The organism is Acinetobacter genomosp. 33YU (assembly GCF_001990725.1).
In the GTDB taxonomy this organism is placed as follows: Bacteria; Pseudomonadota; Gammaproteobacteria; order Pseudomonadales; family Moraxellaceae; genus Acinetobacter; species Acinetobacter seifertii.
Genome location: NZ_LFZQ01000005.1, coordinates 12,879 through 30,926 on the forward strand (window position 1 = coordinate 12,879; position 18,048 = coordinate 30,926).

The following is an 18,048-nucleotide window of genomic DNA, read 5'->3' on the forward strand; positions in this document are numbered from 1 at the left end:
CTTATTCTTTTACTGGGTGAATGGGTAATCTGATTTGAATTAAAGTACCTTTATTTTGGCGCCCTGAAAATGCTTGTATTGTACCCATATGAGCACCAATAATCGCTTTTACGATTGTAAGCCCTAAACCAGTACCAAATTTTCCACGATCTCCTCGTTCCATCGTATAAAACATATCAAAAATACGATGTCTTTCGTCTTCAGGAATTCCCGCACCTCTATCTTCAATTTCAATTTTTACTTCATCTTCTAATGAAAGTTGAGCACGAACCATAACTGATTCATCTGGAGGTGAAAAGTTTGCGGCATTTTCTAAAACATTAAAAATAGCTTGCTCTACCAGCGCTGGGTGAACATACAAACTAATGGGTTTCTCAGGTAACTGAACAACCACTTGAGTATCTGGTTTATAACGCTTTAAACGGCGGGTTGCCGAACCAATTAATTCATCTACTCCAATCCAGTCTCTTTTTAAAGTTAAGCCTTCGTGACCTAAGCGTGTCATATCAAGCAAGTTTTGAATATAACGGTCTAAACGCTCACCTTCTAAATGAATTGTTTCAAGCAGATCTTGCTGGTCTTGTTCTGACATATCAGCTTTAAAATTGGCAAGCGTGTCTGCTGCTCCAATAATAGAAGCAAGTGGTGAACGTAAATCATGCGATACCGAAGATAATAAAGCTGAACGTAAGCGCTCTGTTTCACTGGTGACTTTTGCTTGTTCGAGTTCATTGACCAATTGGGTGCGAAGTGCTGCCTGTGCAATATATTCAATTACACTTTCAGTTAGTTTCTTTTGCTCAAAATTTAGAGAAACTACATCATCCTTAAAGTAAATTCCCACTATACCTAGGCTATTTTTCTGTTCTAAAAGTGGTAAAAACCACCAGTTTGATTGACTAAGAGTATCGGTAAAACGCCCGCACGTTTGTTGATGTTTTAAGCACCATTCTGCGGCTACTTTTTCTTTATCGTTTAGCTCAATATCAGATGAAATGACTCTATCTTGAATAGAAATCCACACTTTAGTTTGAAGCTGGGTTTCTAAAGTCATACGTCCTGTTTGCATGACTTCTTCAAGGTTCACCGCACTAGAAAGCTTACGTGCCAAGTCTTGCATCACTGTGGTGTAGGCATTCGCAGCTTTTAAAGACAAAACCTGCTGACGTAACTGAGAAGCCAACCGCCCAGCAATTAAAGCAGCCGCAAAAAAAGCAACAACAGTCACTACCCCTTGATGTGCTGAAATTTGAAATGTAAAACGTGGTGCTATAAAGAAAAAATTGTAGGCTAAGAAACAAATAAGAGCAGCCACTACAGCAGCGAGCATTCTAGTTTTGGTTGCTACAATTAAAACTGAAATAATGAAAATGACAGAAAAGTCTTCAATACCCAATAGAACTTCGGCAAAGTGAGCTATAAAAATACTGGCACAAGTAACCGCTAAAACAAAAATACTTTCTTTTAATGATAAAAATGATGGCTTTTCAAGTTGAGTTGTCTTTTTAGTGCCCTGTTCTGGATGCAAAATCGTTAAAGCAATCGAATTTTCTTGATTTAATAATTGCTGAGCTAAATTTTTCTTAAATAACTTTAACCACCACGGTGAAATACTTTTACCAATCACCAGATTGGAAACACCTCGATCAAGTGCAGCATCCATTAACACTGATGCAACTTGATGCCCATATAAAACTTCTGTTCGCCCCCCGAGTTGGCGAGCCAACTCAAATGCTCGGTCAATTTCGATATATTCTTTTTTATATGAATTTGCTGAACTCTGCCCAAAGTCCGAACTTTTAGTAACATTCACTACAGTCCATGTTGCTCCATAGCGTTCAGCTAACCGACAACCAGCCCGCACTAAATATTCAGAAGAACCTTGTCCATCTATCGCAATCATCAATTCATTTTGCAACGAGATAGACTTCAAACCCTTAGAGGTGTAACTCTGTTTTAAATCTAAATCGACATGCTCAGCAACACATTGCATTGCTAGTTCACGCAATGCTGTTAAATTTGAAATGCTAAAAAAGCCTTGCAATGCCAGATTCGCTTGCTCCGGCACATAGACTTTTCCTTGATGGAGCCTTTCAATGAGTTCACTGACAGGTAAATCAATTAAACGAATGTCTCGAATACGATCAAATACACGATCTGGCACAGTTTCATTTACTCGAATGCCCGTAATCTGATGTACCACATCGTTTAAGCTTTCTAAATGCTGAATATTCATGGTGGTAAATACATCAATACCAGCATCTAGCAATTCATTGACATCTTGCCACCGTCGTTCATGGCGACTATTTGGTATATTGCGATGAGCCAACTCATCAACTAAAACAATTTCTGGATGTCTGAGTAAAATAGCATCCAAGTCCATTTCTTCTAAAGTATGCCCTTGATATTGCATTTCCTTTCTAGCAATTTGAGGCAACCCTTCCAAAATTTTTAAAGTTTCTATTCTTCCATGGGTTTCAACAATACCCACAACAACATCTGTGCCCTGTTGAAATAGTTCTTTGGCGCGGGCAAGCATGGCATAGGTTTTTCCAACACCAGGTGCCGCACCGAGAAAGACCGTTAGTCGACCGGCTTGATATCTGTTGACATGATTTAATAAGGCTTCAGCCTGATTTTCGCGATTGCTTTGCACTTGATATCATCCGGTAAACTAACAATTTTATTTTCAAGTTAATGTGTAGATTGTAATTGATCTAAAGCGATATTGAGTTCTAATACATTAACACGAGCTTGCCCTAGTACACCAAACTGAACTGGTTCAATATGCTTTTGAAGTAACTCTTCTACAACTTTCGGGTCTAAATGACGCGCTTGAGCCACTCTGGCAACCTGTAACTGAGCTGCCTCAGGGCTAATATGCGGATCGATACCACTACCTGATTTCGTCACTAAATCACTTGGAATAGGGGTATTACCTGTGTGGTCTTGTTGTTTAACCGCAAGAATCTGAGCATCAATTTGTTTTTGAAGCTCTGGATTGGTAAGAGCTAAGTTTGTGGCCCCCATAGACATTGGGTCATAAGCAACCGCTGAAGGACGTGGATGAAAATAAGCCTCTCCAACAAATGGCTGAGCGACTAATTTTGACCCTAGAACTTTATGGTTTATTTCAATCAAACTACCATTTGCTTGATTGTTGAATAACACTTGTCCCGCACCTGTAGCGATCGCACTATAAACAGCACCACAACCGACAAGGGTAAAAATTAGAAGCCCGAAAGATGCTCTTAAGGTCTGACCCAAATTTGCTTCTGAATTTTGTGCATAAGTTTTCATTTCAAACTCCAGATTACAAACCAAATAATTGAACAATCACAACATCAATCGCTTTGATGGCAATGAATGGTAGAACCACACCGCCCACCCCATAAATCAACATATTTCGACGTAGTAACTGAGTTGCAGTTGAAGGTTTAAATTTCACGCCTCGGAGTGCGATTGGAATTAATAGCGGAATAATAATCGCGTTAAAAATTAATGCAGATAAAATTGCGCTGTTTGGACTTGCTAAGTGCATCACATTCAATACTTGCATTTGTGGAATCGCAGCCGCGAACAATGCAGGCAAGATGGCAAAGTATTTAGAGACGTCGTTTGCTAACGAAAAGGTTGTTAACGCACCACGGGTAATTAGCTGCTGTTTCCCAATCTCAACTACAGCAAGCAGTTTGGTCGGATCAGAGTCTAAATCAACCATATTGCCGGCTTCTTTCGCGGCTTGTGTACCCGAGTTCATAGCTAAACCAATATCCGCTTGTGCTAATGCTGGCGCATCGTTGGTTCCGTCACCAACCATTGCAACTAAACGGCCTTGCTGTTGTTCAGTACGAATACAAGCCAATTTATCTTCTGGTTTTGCTTCGGCAATATAGTCATCTACACCAGCTTCCGCAGCAATCGCGGCAGCAGTTAATGGGTTATCACCTGTGACCATGACAGTTTTAATACCCATTTCTCTTAAGCGTGCAAAACGTTCTTTAATGCCATGTTTAATCACATCTGAAAGTTCAATCACACCCAATACATGATGTTGATTTGCGACAACCAATGGTGTTGAACCTTTTTTGGCAACTTGTTCAACACGTGCTTTTAACTCTAGATCTTGAGAATAATCTTCATCTACAAATTTCAAGATTGCATCTAAAGCACCTTTACGAATTTGCTCACCATTCGGTAAATTCACACCAGAAATTCGAGTCGAAGCACTAAAAGAGATAAATTCGGCTTGCTCAGGTTCTTGCTGTTTTAAACCCTGTTCTTTTGCTAACTTAACAATCGATTTCCCTTCTGGTGTTGGGTCGGCAAGTGAACTTACCCAAGCAGCAGCTCTCAACTCAGACTCGGTTACCGAGGTTAAAGGATAAAAAGAAGTCGCTTGACGGTCACCATATGTAATGGTTCCTGTTTTATCCAGTAAAAGTACATCAATGTCACCCGCAACTTCGACAGCCTTACCTGATTTCGCCAAAACATTGGCTTTGAGTGCACGGTTCATCCCCGCAATACCAATCGCAGGTAACAAGCCACCAATGGTTGTTGGAATTAAGCAGACTAACAATGCTACGAGTACAACTGGATCAAGTTCAATATGCAAATAATGAGCAATAAATGGTAGGCTAATCACCACAATTAAAAATGTAAGTGTCATCACCATTAACAAGAAGCCAAGTGCAATCTCATTCGGTGTTTTTTGACGATTTGAGCCTTCAACCAAAGCAATCATACGGTCTAAGAAACTTTGGCCAGATTCTGCAGTCACTTGCACAACAATACGATCTGTAAGAACTTTAGTACCGCCAATAACACCAGAACGGTCTGTTCCAGCTTCACGTAGCACAGGTGCTGACTCACCTGTAACAGCCGATTCATTAATGGTGGCAAAGCCTTCTACAATCTCACCGTCGGCTGGAACAAGCTCACCTGCATGTACTTCAATAAAATCATTTAAATGAAGTTCAGTGGCTGCAATTTGAGTGGTTTGACGGTCTGTCAAAGAATTAAGTTTTCGAGCAGTCAAGTTTTCTCTTGCTGCACGTAATGAAGATGCCTGTCCACGACCTCTAGCCTCTGCAACCGCTTCAGCATAGTTAGCAAATAAAATCGTAATAAACAAAATTGCTGTGACAACCAAACCAAACACCAGTGTGGCATATCCCATTACGGTACTTAGAGCAGTGATTACGGTTCCAAGCCATACAATTGCCATGACTGGGTTTTTAATTGCATGCTGTGGTAGCAATTTTACAAAAGCATTTTTCCAAACTTCAAAACTTGGTACTGCCACAGTCGTTTTATGGCTATTTACATGAGTTTGTGTATTCATTTTCACTCGCCTCCTTAGCCTTTAACCAACAAAAGTTGATCGGCAATTGGCCCAAGGACAAGAACTGGCATAAATTGTAATAAGGTAAGCAACACAACTATCGTAATTAGTGTTAACGCAAAGGTTGGAGTTTCAACCTGAAGACTACCTGTTGTTTCGGGTGCTTTTCTTTTTGCTGCTAAACGTGTCGCAATCATTAATGGCAAAATTAATGTCGGGAAACGTCCTAAAAGAAGAGCAATGCTACAAGTGACATTCCACCATACCGTATTGTCTCCAAGGCCTTCAAAACCTGAACCATTGTTTGCAAAAGCAGAAACATATTCATAGAACACTTGGCTAATACCGTGTGGTCCAGGGTTTGTGATACCTGATAATCCCGGAATGCTGACGCTTAGAGCTGTAAAAGCAAGAATGATAAGAGGCTGAATTAAGATAATAACTGCAAGTAGCTTGATCTCTGCTGCTTCAATTTTGCGTCCAAACAATTCAGGTGTACGACCTGTCATTAAGCCTGCAATAAATACTGCAAGTAACAGATAAATCATAAACTGTTGCAGACCACAGCCCACACCGCCCCAGATAGCATTAATCAACATGTTAATGAGTTCAACCAGCCCAGTAAGTGGCGCAGAAGAATCGTGCATCATATTGACCGAACCATTATTCACTTGTGTGGTCAGTGCAGCCCAAACTGCTGATGATGCAGCTCCAAATCGTTGTTCTTTACCTTCCATTACAGCCATTTGCGATGCTGTCGATGACATGCTTTCAGACCAGACAGCTGATGCACCTGAAATAACTGACATTAAAAGCATGCTACCAAACACAAAGTAGGCAAATTTTTTACGTTGAGTAAAATGTCCCACCATAAAAACGACTGTAATTGGAATGAGTAAAATCGCAAGCATTTCCAAGAAGTTAGATAGCGGCGTTGGATTTTCTAAAGGTACAGAACTATTTGGACCATACCAGCCACCACCGTTACTACCCAATTGCTTAACAGCAACCATGGGTGCAACTGGACCTAATGGAATTTTTTGGGTTTGTACGGTATTTGCTTTATCAATAAGTTGTACTTCCGGCCCACCCTGAAAAGTTGCTGGTACGCCTTGGCTGTTAAGCAACAATGACCAAACAAAACAGAGAGGAAGCAAGAAACGGACTGTAGGTCGTATTACATCTGCCCAATAATTACCAATTAAAATTTGGTCTGGCTGCTCGGCAACATCGGCTGCAATATGGCTTGGGCGCTGATAAAAGAAAGCTCTTAAGGTCGCTACAACTAAAGCCAGCCCCATCATTGGAGTAATGACTTGCAAACCTACAATACCTGTCATTTGCGACAAATAAGACAATTGGGCTTGACCAGAATAATGCTGCTGGTTTGTGTTTGTTAAAAATGAAATAACCGTGTGTAACGCTAAATCCCAACTCATATTTGGTGCATGATTTGGATTTAATGGTAGCCATGCTTGCGTCATAAAAATAGCAAAAACGGCCACAGCTAGAAAAACACAGCTAAAAACAAATGCTAAAGAATATTGTTTCCAGTTCATTTGTTGTTGTGGAGATATACCTAACAAGCGATATACAGGATTTTCAATCCAACGAAATAATCCATCGCCAACCATCGGCTGATTTGCCATTACTTGGGATAGATATTTGCTAAGGCACCATGCTAAAAAAATAGCAATAAATAAAACAAGGATAAGTTCTAACATGGCTATTCTCCTCTATACCCCTTGGCTTGATTTGCCAAAATAGAAATAAGAAGAGATGAAGAAATATCACTTTTTTTGAGTCCGCATAAGGCTATGCCAGACTGATGCAAGATGCGCATTTGAGAATTTATAAGCATCTTTATTGTCCTGAAATAACACTAATTTAGTGGATTTCAGTATGGATAAAGTGCTCGTAAATTCTCTATTGAGGAACTCAAAGACCGCGTAAATTTTGCGTAAATTTTAGTTTGAAAGACCTTAAAATTTAAAATTAACAACTGGGTAAAGCGTACTATCAGCCTTTAGTCTTTCACAATGCCAAAGCTCATATAAAGGTATTTTTACATCGAGCGCCAAAGGTAATTTTTTAGAATTAAATTGCATATGGTCCAGATCACTTCCCCATGCAATCAAATCTACATCTAAAGAAATATGATGCGATGGACGAACACGTCCAGAATCTGACTCAAGTTTCTTTAAAAAAGATTCAACTTGTTCAGATGATAAGGTACTTCTTAATAGACTTGCTGAATTCCAATAATCATCTCCAATACCATCTCGGCATGGAATTTGATAAACAGATGAAAACTGCACTTTCCCCAAAGTTGCTAATTGCGTATAAGCAAAAGTAAAGTGCTGATCTGCGTCTAAATTACTCGCTAGGGCGAGTGCAAAAATTGTTTCTGGTGCGTTCAAGACGAATTCCTACAGCATTAGCTTCTGCAATGATGGCTGGCTTACGGATGGTTATGGTAATTTTTTCAATTGTTGGAAAGGTTTCAAATAAACATTGCAAAACTAGATGAGCTGCGTGCTCGATTAACTCAGGTTTGGCTTGCTGAATGGTTTGAGCCGATAACTCACAAATCTGGGCATAGTTGAGTGTGTCCTCAAGCTTGTCAGACGCTGCAGCTCGGCTCAAATCATTATGGATGGTTAAATCCAACATTAAAGGTTGAATGATTTGTCTTTCCCAGTTGAAACAGCCAATCACTGTCTCAACCTTCAAGCCTTCAATAATAATGGCATCCATAAATTTAAACTGACCTTAGTGCTTTAACAACGAAGCAGGTTCCATATTTTGAACCATTTTCAAACGTTGGTCTGCATAAATATCAGTATATGGTGCGAGTACGCGCATAAAACGATCGAAATAAAGCATTTGCTTAAATAACAAGGCAAAATCTCGTGGGAATTTAATACCGTGACGCTCACCAACCCCTACCATATCCATCATAATGTCGTTTAAATCGGCTGGATTTGAAGACAAAATCTGCTGTGGATCGGCCATTAATACGCCATTAAACAAACGCTCTAAATCTTGAGCTAAAACCTGAACATCAACCTTATTATGGGTCATGCCCATTTTCAGCATATTTTCAGCCATTGCCTGATAATCAGTTTTTTGTAAGGCATCCATAAACGCAATACACGCTGTCCAGACTTCTGGCTTTAACTGACCCACAATACCGAAATCGATAAAACCAATTCGGCCATCTTCAAGCAACATTAGATTTCCAGCATGTAAGTCAGCGTGGAAACTCTTACAGAGCATAAGACTACCAAACCATGTATTCATGGCAGTAATGAGTACTTGTGACGGATCTTTAGCATATTGTTTCACGACACTAAAATCTGTCAAAGACACACCATATAAACGCTGCATGGTCAAAACACGGCGTGTAGAAAACTGATGATAAACTTTAGGGGCTGTCGCAGCGTGGTTTTGAGAAATATTTAAATATTCTATAAAGTCATCTAAGTTTTGGGCTTCTTCAATAAAGTCGACTTCACGCACCATACGGGTTTTAATTTCATCGACAATGTCAGAAAGAGCAGCAAACTTGATTTTAGGTACTGCACGCTCAAGTAGTTTGGCTGCCCAATGCACCACATTCAAGTCAGTGTATAAAATAGTTTCTACACCAGGTTTTTGTACTTTAATAACGACATCTTCACCGGTCGTCAGTTTAGCCGCATGAACCTGAGCAATTGAAGCAGAAGCTAAAGGTTTTTCATCGATATAACTAAAAATCTGGTTTAAATCACGCCCTTCAAATTCAGAGGCAAGCACGCCTTGAATATAACTAAATGGCAGAGTTGGTGTCTGATCTAAACAACCTTGAAATTCTTCTACATATTCACGCGGAAATAGCGATGGTGTACTCGCGATAAACTGACCAAGCTTAATATATGTTGAGCCAAGCGACTCAAAAGTCTCACGCATGAGTTTGGCATTACTTGGCTTATCAGTTGCGTACTTAATACCAGCTTTAGCCGCAACCACTGCAGTTTCACCGATACGCGCAACTGAGCGCAATCCATCAAATAAAATATTTTTTTTCATATTTCTTTAGAACCAGAATATTCGTCTCAAGTGTAGCAAATTTTGCTTTATTTGCTGATTAGCTTGCCTGACAAAGTGGACAATTTATATCTTTATCAAAATTAACAATACGTTGTGTCATATTTAACCCATCCCAAAGTAACAGTTTTTGTTTCAAAGGAGTGCGATTAAGCCCTAAATATAACAAAGTGTGATGTGCTTGTAATGACGCTATCATTACAGGAGTTGTTGCAAGCACTCCTGACTCTGCACAGCGCAGGCCTTCATTGTCATGCTGTTCTTTTGGGAATAAACATTCATAACAAGCTGAATCACCTTCTACCATAAACATTTGCGCCTGAAAGCCAATTGCAGAAGCACTAATTAATGCGACCTGATGTTTCTTACAAGCACTATTCACTAAATAGCGAGTTGTAAAGTTATCACAACCATCCAGCACTACATCTTGGTGTTCAACAAGTCTATCAATGTTATGTTCGTCTAAACGTTCATTAAAGTATTCAACACAGATATAAGGGTTAATTTTCTGTAACCGTTTTGCTAGAACTTCAGCTTTATAGCGACCAATATCTTCATGACCAAATGCAATTTGACGCTGTAAATTACTTATCTCAATGGTATCTGCATCAATGAGTGTAATTTTTCCAACTCCTGCTCGTGCGAGTAGCTCTGCACTGCTACAACCTATGCCACCAGCGCCGACAATCAGTATATTGGCAAGTTTGAGTTTTTCCTGAGCTTCAATATCCCATCCATCAAGTAAAATCTGACGGCTATAGAGATGCATTTCTTCATCACTTAACTCTACAAAATCGATATCTTGAAGCTCGGTCACACGTTAATCCTTTCACTTAGAAGCCAAATGATTTTATGACTAAGTCAATCATTATGAAAGCTATAAAATAGAAACAGTTTTTTATTCGGTTACTGCTCTATTGTTCACATTACTTCTTTCAAACTTTCTGCAACAATAGAACGAATTAGTTTCTTTGTTACTTAGGCTAAATATGTCTCAATCATATATTACACCAGTAGAGTTAGAAAAAGCTTATCGTTTATTAAATCATGGTCCAACTGTGCTGGTTTCTGCACAACATGGTGATGACCGCAATGTGATGGCTGCCGCTTGGACATGTGCCTTAGAGTTCAAACCAGCCAAAGTGTCCGTAGTTGTTGATAAAAGTACTAAAACCCGACAGCTTGTCGAGCAAAGTGGCTATTTCACACTACAAGTTCCTTGCTATGCACAGCTCAATATGACCAAGCAACTTGGTACCATTAGTAAGTTGGATGACCCACAAAAACTTGAACACTGTGGAGTTGAACTATTCTATCAAGAAGACCTGAGTAGCCCACTTGTATCAGGTTGTATCGCATGGCTGGTTTGTAAACTTATTCCTGAACCGCACAATCAGTCAGCTCATGATTTATTTATTGGTTCTGTTGTGGGTGCATGGGCAGATAGCCGTGTTTTTAGAGATGGGCACTGGCACTTTCAAGATGCACCGAAAGAACTTCGTAGCCTGCACTATATTGCTGGTGGAACATTTTATTTAATTGGAGAGGAAGTGAAAGCCGACCTCTAATATAAAAATAAAGGGAAATATTTAAATATTTCCCTTTGTTCAAACTTAGCTTGCGTAGGCTTGCTGCATTTTTGCAATTTCTTGCTGCTTCAATAATCCTCTTTGAATTTTTCCGCTCGTGGTTTTTGGTAGGCTGTCCACAAACTCAATTTCTTTTGGGTATGCATGCCGAGATAAACGGTTACGAACATATTGCTGCAACTTATCTTTTAATGTTTCACATGCTTGATAAGCAGGCTTAAGTACCACAAAAGCTTTTACTATTTCGGTTCGTTCCGGATCTGGCTTACCAATTACGGCTGACTCTAATACCGCCTCACACTCTAACAAAGTACTTTCAACATCGAATGGTCCAACTCGGTAGCCCGATGTTGTAATGACATCGTCAGCACGTCCAACAAAATCAATGCCGCCATGTTCGTTTAAAGTGACCGTGTCACCAGTTAAATAATATTTGCCGACAAAGGCTTTGCGATTATTGCCACCATAGCCTTTAAACCACATTAATGGCGATTGCTCCGAGTCCATTGCCAAAATACCCACACCACCTGTTGGTAATTCTTGATAATTTTGGTCTAACACCGCAAAACGATGCCCAGGAATTGCAAAACCAGCCGAGCCTACTTTTAATGGATGCTCAAGCGCATGGTGGTTCGCAATTACCATGCCGAGTTCAGTTTGGCCATACTGATCAAAAATATTGACCTCTAAATCCTGCTTGAACCAGTTCACAACCTCTGGAGTTAATGGCTCACCTGCACTACTCACTACGCGTAAATGTTGTTTAATTCAAGGGGCAAATTTTTCCTTAAAACCAAAGAACATGCGAAATGCTGTAGGCGAACCAGTTAAATTACTTACTTTATACTTTTTAATTAACTCAATTGCCTGATCTACATTAAATGAGCGCTCATCCATAATAATGCTATGCCCCAAGCTTAAAGGGCCAGTAATACCATAATACAAACCATATGCCCAACCCGGATCTGCCAGATTCCAGAACATATCCTCTTCACGCAAATCGACAGCATGGCTCATATAACCTTTAAATGCCAAAATTGCTTTTAGTGGAACGGGTACAGACTTCGCCAGTCCAGTTGTACCAGAGGTAAACATCATTAAAAAGTCATCTTCAAAGCTACGATTTACTGGCTCACATTGCTCAGAATAGCGCTGTAAAGATTGCCAAAAATCGAAGTCATACTCAGACAAAGGACCAGTCTGATGAACAGTGACAATAACAGGAACATTTAAAGTATTCAGTTTAGGTCGTTGTTCATCATTAGTCACAATCAATTTGGTTTGAGCAGTCGTAATACGGTGATCAATCGATTTTGCTTCAAAGGCAGTAAATAAAGGCTGATAAATAGCGCCTATACGCCACGCTGCCAAAATTGTAATTAATAACTCAGGCGTTCTTGGTAAAAGCCCTGCAATACAATCTCCAGATTGAATTCCTTGTGCTTTAAAGAAGTTAGCAAGTTTTCCAGAAAGTTCCGCAAGTTGTTCGAACGTATAGTGCTCTGCCTGTCCGTTTTTTCCTTCCCAAATGAGCGCTATTTTATTTTTTCCTACATAACGCTCACAGCACTCAACATAAGCATTTATCGCTTGGGGATGCCCAACAAGTTGCCCTTCAATAAGTTTTGCAAGATCAAATTGTTGATAAGCTTCTGCCAAAGTTTTCATGATGCTCACCTTCATTCCGTTTGATGATTGATTCTGTGTAAGGCCACAAAATCTGTCCTGACTGTTATTGTTTTAGCTAAAGCTCGAAGAATATTTCTTCAACTTTCCTATCTATTTCAAACAAAACTAATAGCAAAAATGCATCATTTCAATTGCAAGAAACCGCACATAGTGTGCGGTTTCTTGCAGTTTTAAGTTTAAAAACTCAATATCTCATGATCTAAACTTGAGCCACTTCGCGAGCAATCACCAAACGTTGAATATCTGAAGCACTTTCATAAATCTGGCTTACACGGACATCCCGATAAATTCTCTCAACAGGGAAATCACTGACGTAGCCATAACCGCCATGAATCTGGATTGCATCCGAACATACTCGCTCAGCCATAGTTGATGCAAAGAGTTTCGCCATTGAGGCCTCTTTTAAACAAGGTAGCTCTGCATCTTTTAAAGTCGCAGCATGTAAAACTAGCTGATGTGCTGCTTCAATCTGAGTTGCCATATCGGCTAAGCGAAAACCAACCGCCTGATGCTGAACGAGTTCTACACCAAAGGCCTTACGCTCGTTTGCATATTGCACGGCTGCATCAAAAGCCGCTCTTGCCATACCAACAGACTGAGCAGCAATACCAATACGTCCAGCTGCTAAATTAGATAACGCAATTTTATAACCTTCACCTTCTTGTCCCACCAAATTTTCTAAAGGAATCCGGCAGTCCTCTAACATTATGGTTGCGGTGTCCGAAGCATGTTGACCCATTTTGTCTTCAATACGAGTGACCAAGTAACCTTGTGTATTGGTCGGTACAAGAAAGCACGAAATGCCTTTTTTCCCAGCCTGTTTATCTGTAACCGCAAACACCAAAGCCACTTGAGCATTTTTACCACTGGTAATGAATTGCTTTACGCCATTGAGTACCCAATGGTCGCCATCTCGCTCGGCTTTACATAAAATCGCGCTCGCATCGGAACCAACATGTGGCTCAGTTAAACAAAAGCACCCTAGCCATTCGCCAGAGGCAAATTTTGGCAAATAGGTTTGTTTTTGCTGCTCTGAACCGTATGCCAGTGTAATACCGCAAATCAAAGAGTTTTGTACGCTGACGATTGTCGAAATCGCGCCATCACCTGCAGCAATTTCTTCAATTGCAAGCACCAAAGAGACATAATCCATTCCGGCACCGCCCCATTCATCGGGCACAGTCATTCCCATAGCGCCTAGTGCACCTAAATCTTTTAACTCCTGAGCCGGAAATTCATGGGTCTTATCGCGATGTGCAGCTGTTGGTTTTAACTGATTTTGCGCATAGTTACGCATCATCTCCTGAACCATGCTTTGTTCAGCATTTAGAATCATTTCAACATCCTTATTTTATTATTTTGCTGCCATGCGAATTGCACCATCCAAACGAATGACTTCACCATTTAAATATGAGTTTTCGGCAATGTGGGCAACCAAACGAGCAAACTCTTCTGGTTTTCCTAAACGAGATGGATACGGAACCATTTGCCCCAAAGCATCTTGTACATTTTGCGGCATACCCTTAAGCATCGGAGTTTCCATAATCCCCGGTGCTATGGTCATAATACGAATAGCATGTCTCGCTAACTCACGAGCAATCGGCAAAGTCATCGCCACAATAGCGCCTTTTGATGCAGAATAAGCTGCCTGCCCAATTTGACCATCAAATGCAGCAACAGAAGCAGTGTTCACAATAACACCACGGTCCTCTTCACCTTCTCCAACCGTGTTTTTACTCATTGCATCTGCTGCAAAACGCAGCATGTTAAATGTACCTGTGACGTTAATATTTAAAGTCTTTGCAAATAATCCCAAGTCATGAACACCCTCACGGCCAACTACTTTTGCAGAAGGACCAATACCAGCACAGTTCACCAAACCATGCAAATGACCATGTTTAACCAACACATCTTTAAAGAACTGTTCAGCAGCAACTTCATCGGTTACATCAAGTTTTACAAAGTCAGCTTTTAGCCCTAGCTGTTTTGCTTGCTGTTCACCTGCTTCTACATTCATGTCAACCAACGTGACTGAGGCGCCTTGTTGCACTAAATATTCAGCAGTTGCAGCCCCTAAACCAGAACCACCACCTGTAATCACGAAATGTTTTCCTTGAATTTTCATTATGTAACGTCCTATAGAAATGTTCTTTAACCTTAGTAGTGAGAGTAAAAGTTGTTTTTTTCCGATACAATTTCAAAAAACCTCAAAATGCTTGCAGCTTTTGATCAATCCAAATTTTGAATATGAAATATTTCACTTGAAATACGTAAAAAATGAGTCTTTGAGATGGTTGTCCAATCTTCTTTAAGTAAAGGAACAATTTCGATTGCACTGGTACATGAAGCATTAAGTGCGGCTTATACCAAAGGGCTAAATACTCAAATTATTTTGAATAAAGCTGGCATTCCTGCTGAATTGCTCATGACACCTAAAGCGCGTGTTCCGGTAGCAACGTATGCACAATTATGGATAGAACTTGCCAATGCCATGAATGACGAGTTTTTTGGGATGGATAGCCACCCTATGCGCCGTGGCAGCTATAAATTACTTACAAAACTCGTCAGTACGGCTGAAACTTTAGAAAAGGCTCTCTACGATATTTTGAATTTTTTTAATTTTGTGCTTGATGATATACGTGGAGAGTTAATTCGAGAACAAGAAAAAGCTTATTTGGTCATTCGTGATCGCGAACAACCTAAACGTATGTTTACTTACGCAACCTTTTTAATGTTGGTACATGGGCTTATGTGCTGGTTAATAGATCAGCGAATTGGCTTAAACAGTATTGCTGTACGCTGTTCAAAACCAAACGATATTCAAGATTATCTAGTTCGTTTCTGTGAGGATATACAATTTAATGCCGAGATAAATCAGGTTGAGTTTGATGCCCACTATCTAGATATTAAAATTAAAAAAGATAAAAAAGCGCTTTATGATTTTTTAGAACAAACTCCACAAAATCTTTTAGTTCGCTTTAAAAATGAAAATGCCTTGAGCGTTCTTATTCGTCGTCATTTATTAAAGCTCCACCCAGCCCAATGGCCTGAACTCAAAGATGTCGCGCAGCAACTCAATATTTCAGAAGCTACTGTTCAACGACGCCTCAAACATGAAGGGGTAAGTTATCAGCAAATCAAAAATGAAATTCGCTGTGATATTGCGATTGAACGCTTAAGTAAAAGCAATGATTCAATACAAGACATTAGTGAAGACTTAAATTTCCACGACCCGAGTGCTTTTCACCGTGCTTTTAAAAAATGGACAGGTGTTAGCCCAGGTGCTTATCGAGAAGCTACTCTTAGCTCCGCTTAAATAGTTTCAATTTTACTTATAATGATGCCAAAGTGACTCGATCATTTTGGCCATAATCTTGAATAGTTTTAATTTGGCTAAAACCATGCTCTGTGAAAATGTCTCGAACAGCTTGTCCTTGGTCATATCCATGCTCTAATGCAATCCAGCCTTGTGGTTTTAACCAGTTTTTCCCTTGAGCAATAATAATTTCAATATCAGCCAATCCTTGATGGTCTGCAACCAATGCACGGCGCGGTTCTGTTGCCAAAGCTTGCATGTGTTCATCTTCAGGGTCAATATACGGTGGATTAGAAACAATTAAATCAAACTTTTGTGGTTCGAGTGCTTCAAACCAAGCGCCGCAAGCGAATTTCACACGTTGTAAATCATGGGCTAGTGCATTTTCTTTTGCGACTTCTAAAGTAGGCGCATAAATATCAGTTGCGGTTACTTGCCAATCTGGACGTTCACTCGCTAATGCAAGTGCAATTGCACCTGTCCCCGTTCCCAAATCCACGATATTTGCTTTCTTTGGCAAATTTAGATTTAAAACAGTTTCAACCAAAACCTCGGTATCCGGACGCGGTACTAAAGTATCAGATGTTACTTTTAAATCGAGCGTCCAAAATGGTTGTGAACCTGTTACATAAGCTAAAGGTTCACCATTTTGAATGCGCTCAATACCAGCTACATAATCTTGCTCTTGCTGGGCTGTTAACTCTTGCTCAAGTCTAAACTTTAATTCAAGCGAATTGATTTTTAGAAAATGCTCAAGCAGCCAAGCATTTTCTTGTCGTTCATAACTGTCAGGCTCACCACGAATTGCAAGCGCTTGAGCAATATTCATTAGCCGCCATTTTCCTGTGCAAGCATTGCAAGCTGATCTGCTTGATATTCACGATGTAAGCTATCGAGCAATTCAGTTAAATCACCTTCCATAATCGCGTCTAACTTATATAAAGTTAAGTTAATACGGTGATCAGTCATACGACCTTGCGGGTAGTTATACGTACGAATACGTTCAGAACGGTCACCAGAACCAACTAAATCACGGCGCATTTCAGAAGTCGCTGCATCGGCTGCTGCACGTTTTGCGTTTTCTAAACGTGATACTAACAATGCCATCGCTTTAGCTTTGTTTTTATGCTGTGAGCGTTCTTCTTGACACTCAACCACTGTACCCGTTGGAATGTGAGTAATACGTACTGCCGAATCAGTTTTGTTAATGTGCTGACCACCCGCACCTGACGCACGGTAAGTATCAATACGTAAGTCTGCCGGGTTAATTTCAACGTTAGTATCAACATCAATTTCAGGCAAGATTGCAACCGTACAAGCCGATGTATGCACACGACCTTGTGATTCAGTGGCTGGCACACGTTGTACGCGGTGCGCACCACTTTCAAACTTTAAGCGGCCATAAACGCCATCCCCATCTACACGGCAAATGACTTCTTTAAAGCCACCATGTTCGCCTTCATTTTCAGAAAGGACTTCGATACGCCAACCTTGTGTCTCGGCATATTTGCTGTACATGCGGAACAAATCGCCTGAGAAAATTGCCGCTTCGTCACCACCTGTTCCAGCACGAATTTCTAAATAAGCAGCGTTAGAGTCATTTGGATCTTTTGGAATCATCAAAATATTGAGTTGGCTTTCTAGTTCTTCAAGCAATGCTTTATTCGCCTGAATTTCTTCTTCTGCCATATCTTTAAAGTCAGGGTCCGACTTCATCATTTCAGCAGTTTCAATGTCTTCTTCTGCTTGACGGTATTTGCCCCAAACTTCGGTAATTTCACTTAAATCACTATGTTCACGAGACAGTTTACGGAAACGTTTGTTATCGGAAATCACTTCTGCATCTGCAAGCAATGCGGTAAGTTCTTCATGACGATCACAGAGTTGATCAAGTCGTAAACGGAGTGACGCTTTCATAAGAGGAAATATCTCAAAAGTCCAAAAAACTTATCTAGATAAATATAAGAAGATAAGCCAAATCATAAAAATAGCGCATAGTTTACAGATTATGCTGATTA

The 18,048-nt window shown here is 40.1% G+C and carries 14 protein-coding genes and 1 pseudogene; 2 read left to right on the plus strand and 13 right to left on the minus strand.

The annotated features are described in order from the left end of the window. Position 1: 1 nt before the first annotated feature. From AC056_RS04715 to AC056_RS04750, 8 genes are all read right to left on the minus strand, one after another. Positions 2-2,656, minus strand: a complete 2,655-nt coding sequence (locus AC056_RS04715; protein WP_077162877.1) for a sensor histidine kinase — start codon at positions 2,654-2,656, stop codon at positions 2-4. Between the two features lie 38 nt (positions 2,657-2,694). Beyond that, the gene (gene kdpC / locus AC056_RS04720; protein ID WP_077162878.1) at positions 2,695-3,300 is read right to left on the minus strand and encodes a potassium-transporting ATPase subunit KdpC; all 606 of its coding nucleotides are present in this window, start codon (positions 3,298-3,300) and stop codon (positions 2,695-2,697) included. A gap of 13 nt (positions 3,301-3,313) precedes the next feature. Continuing rightward, positions 3,314-5,353 carry a potassium-transporting ATPase subunit KdpB gene (gene kdpB / locus AC056_RS04725; protein WP_081410796.1) on the minus strand — a complete coding sequence of 680 codons (2,040 nt, stop codon included), beginning with the start codon at positions 5,351-5,353 and terminating at the stop codon, positions 3,314-3,316. 8 nt (positions 5,354-5,361) lie between these two features. Beyond that, positions 5,362-7,071, minus strand: coding sequence for a potassium-transporting ATPase subunit KdpA (gene kdpA / locus AC056_RS04730; RefSeq protein WP_077162880.1), 1,710 nt, complete (start codon positions 7,069-7,071; stop codon positions 5,362-5,364). A 258-nt stretch (positions 7,072-7,329) separates the two neighbouring features. Continuing rightward, on the minus strand, positions 7,330-7,767 hold the full coding sequence (locus tag AC056_RS04735) for a 2-amino-4-hydroxy-6-hydroxymethyldihydropteridine diphosphokinase (protein ID WP_077162881.1): 438 nt from the start codon (positions 7,765-7,767) through the stop codon (positions 7,330-7,332). After that, positions 7,724-8,104, minus strand: a complete 381-nt coding sequence (gene folB, locus AC056_RS04740; protein WP_004700874.1) for a dihydroneopterin aldolase — start codon at positions 8,102-8,104, stop codon at positions 7,724-7,726. The genes AC056_RS04735 and folB overlap by 44 nt, the downstream gene beginning before the upstream one ends. 15 nt (positions 8,105-8,119) lie before the next feature. Further along, on the minus strand, positions 8,120-9,418 hold the full coding sequence (locus AC056_RS04745) for an ABC1 kinase family protein (RefSeq protein WP_004700873.1): 1,299 nt from the start codon (positions 9,416-9,418) through the stop codon (positions 8,120-8,122). A 58-nt stretch (positions 9,419-9,476) separates the two neighbouring features. Then, positions 9,477-10,253, minus strand: a complete 777-nt coding sequence (locus tag AC056_RS04750) for a HesA/MoeB/ThiF family protein (RefSeq protein ID WP_077162882.1) — start codon at positions 10,251-10,253, stop codon at positions 9,477-9,479. A gap of 172 nt (positions 10,254-10,425) precedes the next feature. Between AC056_RS04750 and AC056_RS04755 the strand changes: the two genes are divergently transcribed. Then, positions 10,426-11,004, plus strand: coding sequence for a flavin reductase family protein (locus tag AC056_RS04755; protein ID WP_077162883.1), 579 nt, complete (start codon positions 10,426-10,428; stop codon positions 11,002-11,004). A 45-nt stretch (positions 11,005-11,049) separates the two neighbouring features. Here the strand turns inward: AC056_RS04755 and AC056_RS04760 are convergent. The 3 genes and pseudogenes from AC056_RS04760 to AC056_RS04770 all read right to left on the minus strand — a co-directional run bounded on the left by AC056_RS04760 (position 11,050) and on the right by AC056_RS04770 (position 14,839). Then, positions 11,050-12,693: pseudogene (locus tag AC056_RS04760) on the minus strand (AMP-binding protein). A 220-nt stretch (positions 12,694-12,913) separates the two neighbouring features. Further along, positions 12,914-14,050, minus strand: a complete 1,137-nt coding sequence (locus tag AC056_RS04765; RefSeq protein WP_077162884.1) for an acyl-CoA dehydrogenase family protein — start codon at positions 14,048-14,050, stop codon at positions 12,914-12,916. Between the two features lie 18 nt (positions 14,051-14,068). Beyond that, positions 14,069-14,839: a 3-hydroxyacyl-CoA dehydrogenase gene (locus AC056_RS04770; protein WP_077162885.1), complete on the minus strand. Its 771-nt coding sequence runs from the start codon at positions 14,837-14,839 to the stop codon at positions 14,069-14,071. Between the two features lie 165 nt (positions 14,840-15,004). Here AC056_RS04770 and AC056_RS04775 point away from each other — a divergent pair, with 165 nt between their 5' ends. Then, positions 15,005-16,030 (plus strand): AraC family transcriptional regulator, encoded by a 1,026-nt coding sequence (locus AC056_RS04775; protein ID WP_077162886.1) that lies wholly within the window; start codon positions 15,005-15,007, stop codon positions 16,028-16,030. A 16-nt stretch (positions 16,031-16,046) separates the two neighbouring features. On the opposite strand, the gene prmC is transcribed toward AC056_RS04775, so the two are convergent. Then, the gene (gene prmC, locus AC056_RS04780; RefSeq protein ID WP_077162887.1) at positions 16,047-16,859 is read right to left on the minus strand and encodes a peptide chain release factor N(5)-glutamine methyltransferase; all 813 of its coding nucleotides are present in this window, start codon (positions 16,857-16,859) and stop codon (positions 16,047-16,049) included. Next, on the minus strand, positions 16,859-17,947 hold the full coding sequence (gene prfA / locus AC056_RS04785; protein WP_004700863.1) for a peptide chain release factor 1: 1,089 nt from the start codon (positions 17,945-17,947) through the stop codon (positions 16,859-16,861). The genes prmC and prfA overlap by 1 nt, the downstream gene beginning before the upstream one ends. Positions 17,948-18,048 lie beyond the last annotated feature (101 nt).

Bases quoted from the DNA above. Each gene is read 5' to 3' on its own strand.
- folB (WP_004700874.1), bottom strand. From the start codon at position 8,104: ATGGATGCCATTATTATTGAAGGCTTGAAGGTTGAGACAGTGATTGGC.
- AC056_RS04775 (WP_077162886.1), top strand. From the start codon at position 15,005: ATGGTTGTCCAATCTTCTTTAAGTAAAGGAACAATTTCGATTGCACTG.
- prfA (WP_004700863.1), bottom strand. From the start codon at position 17,947: ATGAAAGCGTCACTCCGTTTACGACTTGATCAACTCTGTGATCGTCAT.
- AC056_RS04770 (WP_077162885.1), bottom strand. From the start codon at position 14,839: ATGAAAATTCAAGGAAAACATTTCGTGATTACAGGTGGTGGTTCTGGT.
- AC056_RS04755 (WP_077162883.1), top strand. From the start codon at position 10,426: ATGTCTCAATCATATATTACACCAGTAGAGTTAGAAAAAGCTTATCGT.
- kdpC (WP_077162878.1), bottom strand. From the start codon at position 3,300: ATGAAAACTTATGCACAAAATTCAGAAGCAAATTTGGGTCAGACCTTA.
- prmC (WP_077162887.1), bottom strand. From the start codon at position 16,859: ATGAATATTGCTCAAGCGCTTGCAATTCGTGGTGAGCCTGACAGTTAT.
- kdpA (WP_077162880.1), bottom strand. From the start codon at position 7,071: ATGTTAGAACTTATCCTTGTTTTATTTATTGCTATTTTTTTAGCATGG.
- AC056_RS04745 (WP_004700873.1), bottom strand. From the start codon at position 9,418: ATGAAAAAAAATATTTTATTTGATGGATTGCGCTCAGTTGCGCGTATC.
- AC056_RS04765 (WP_077162884.1), bottom strand. From the start codon at position 14,050: ATGATTCTAAATGCTGAACAAAGCATGGTTCAGGAGATGATGCGTAAC.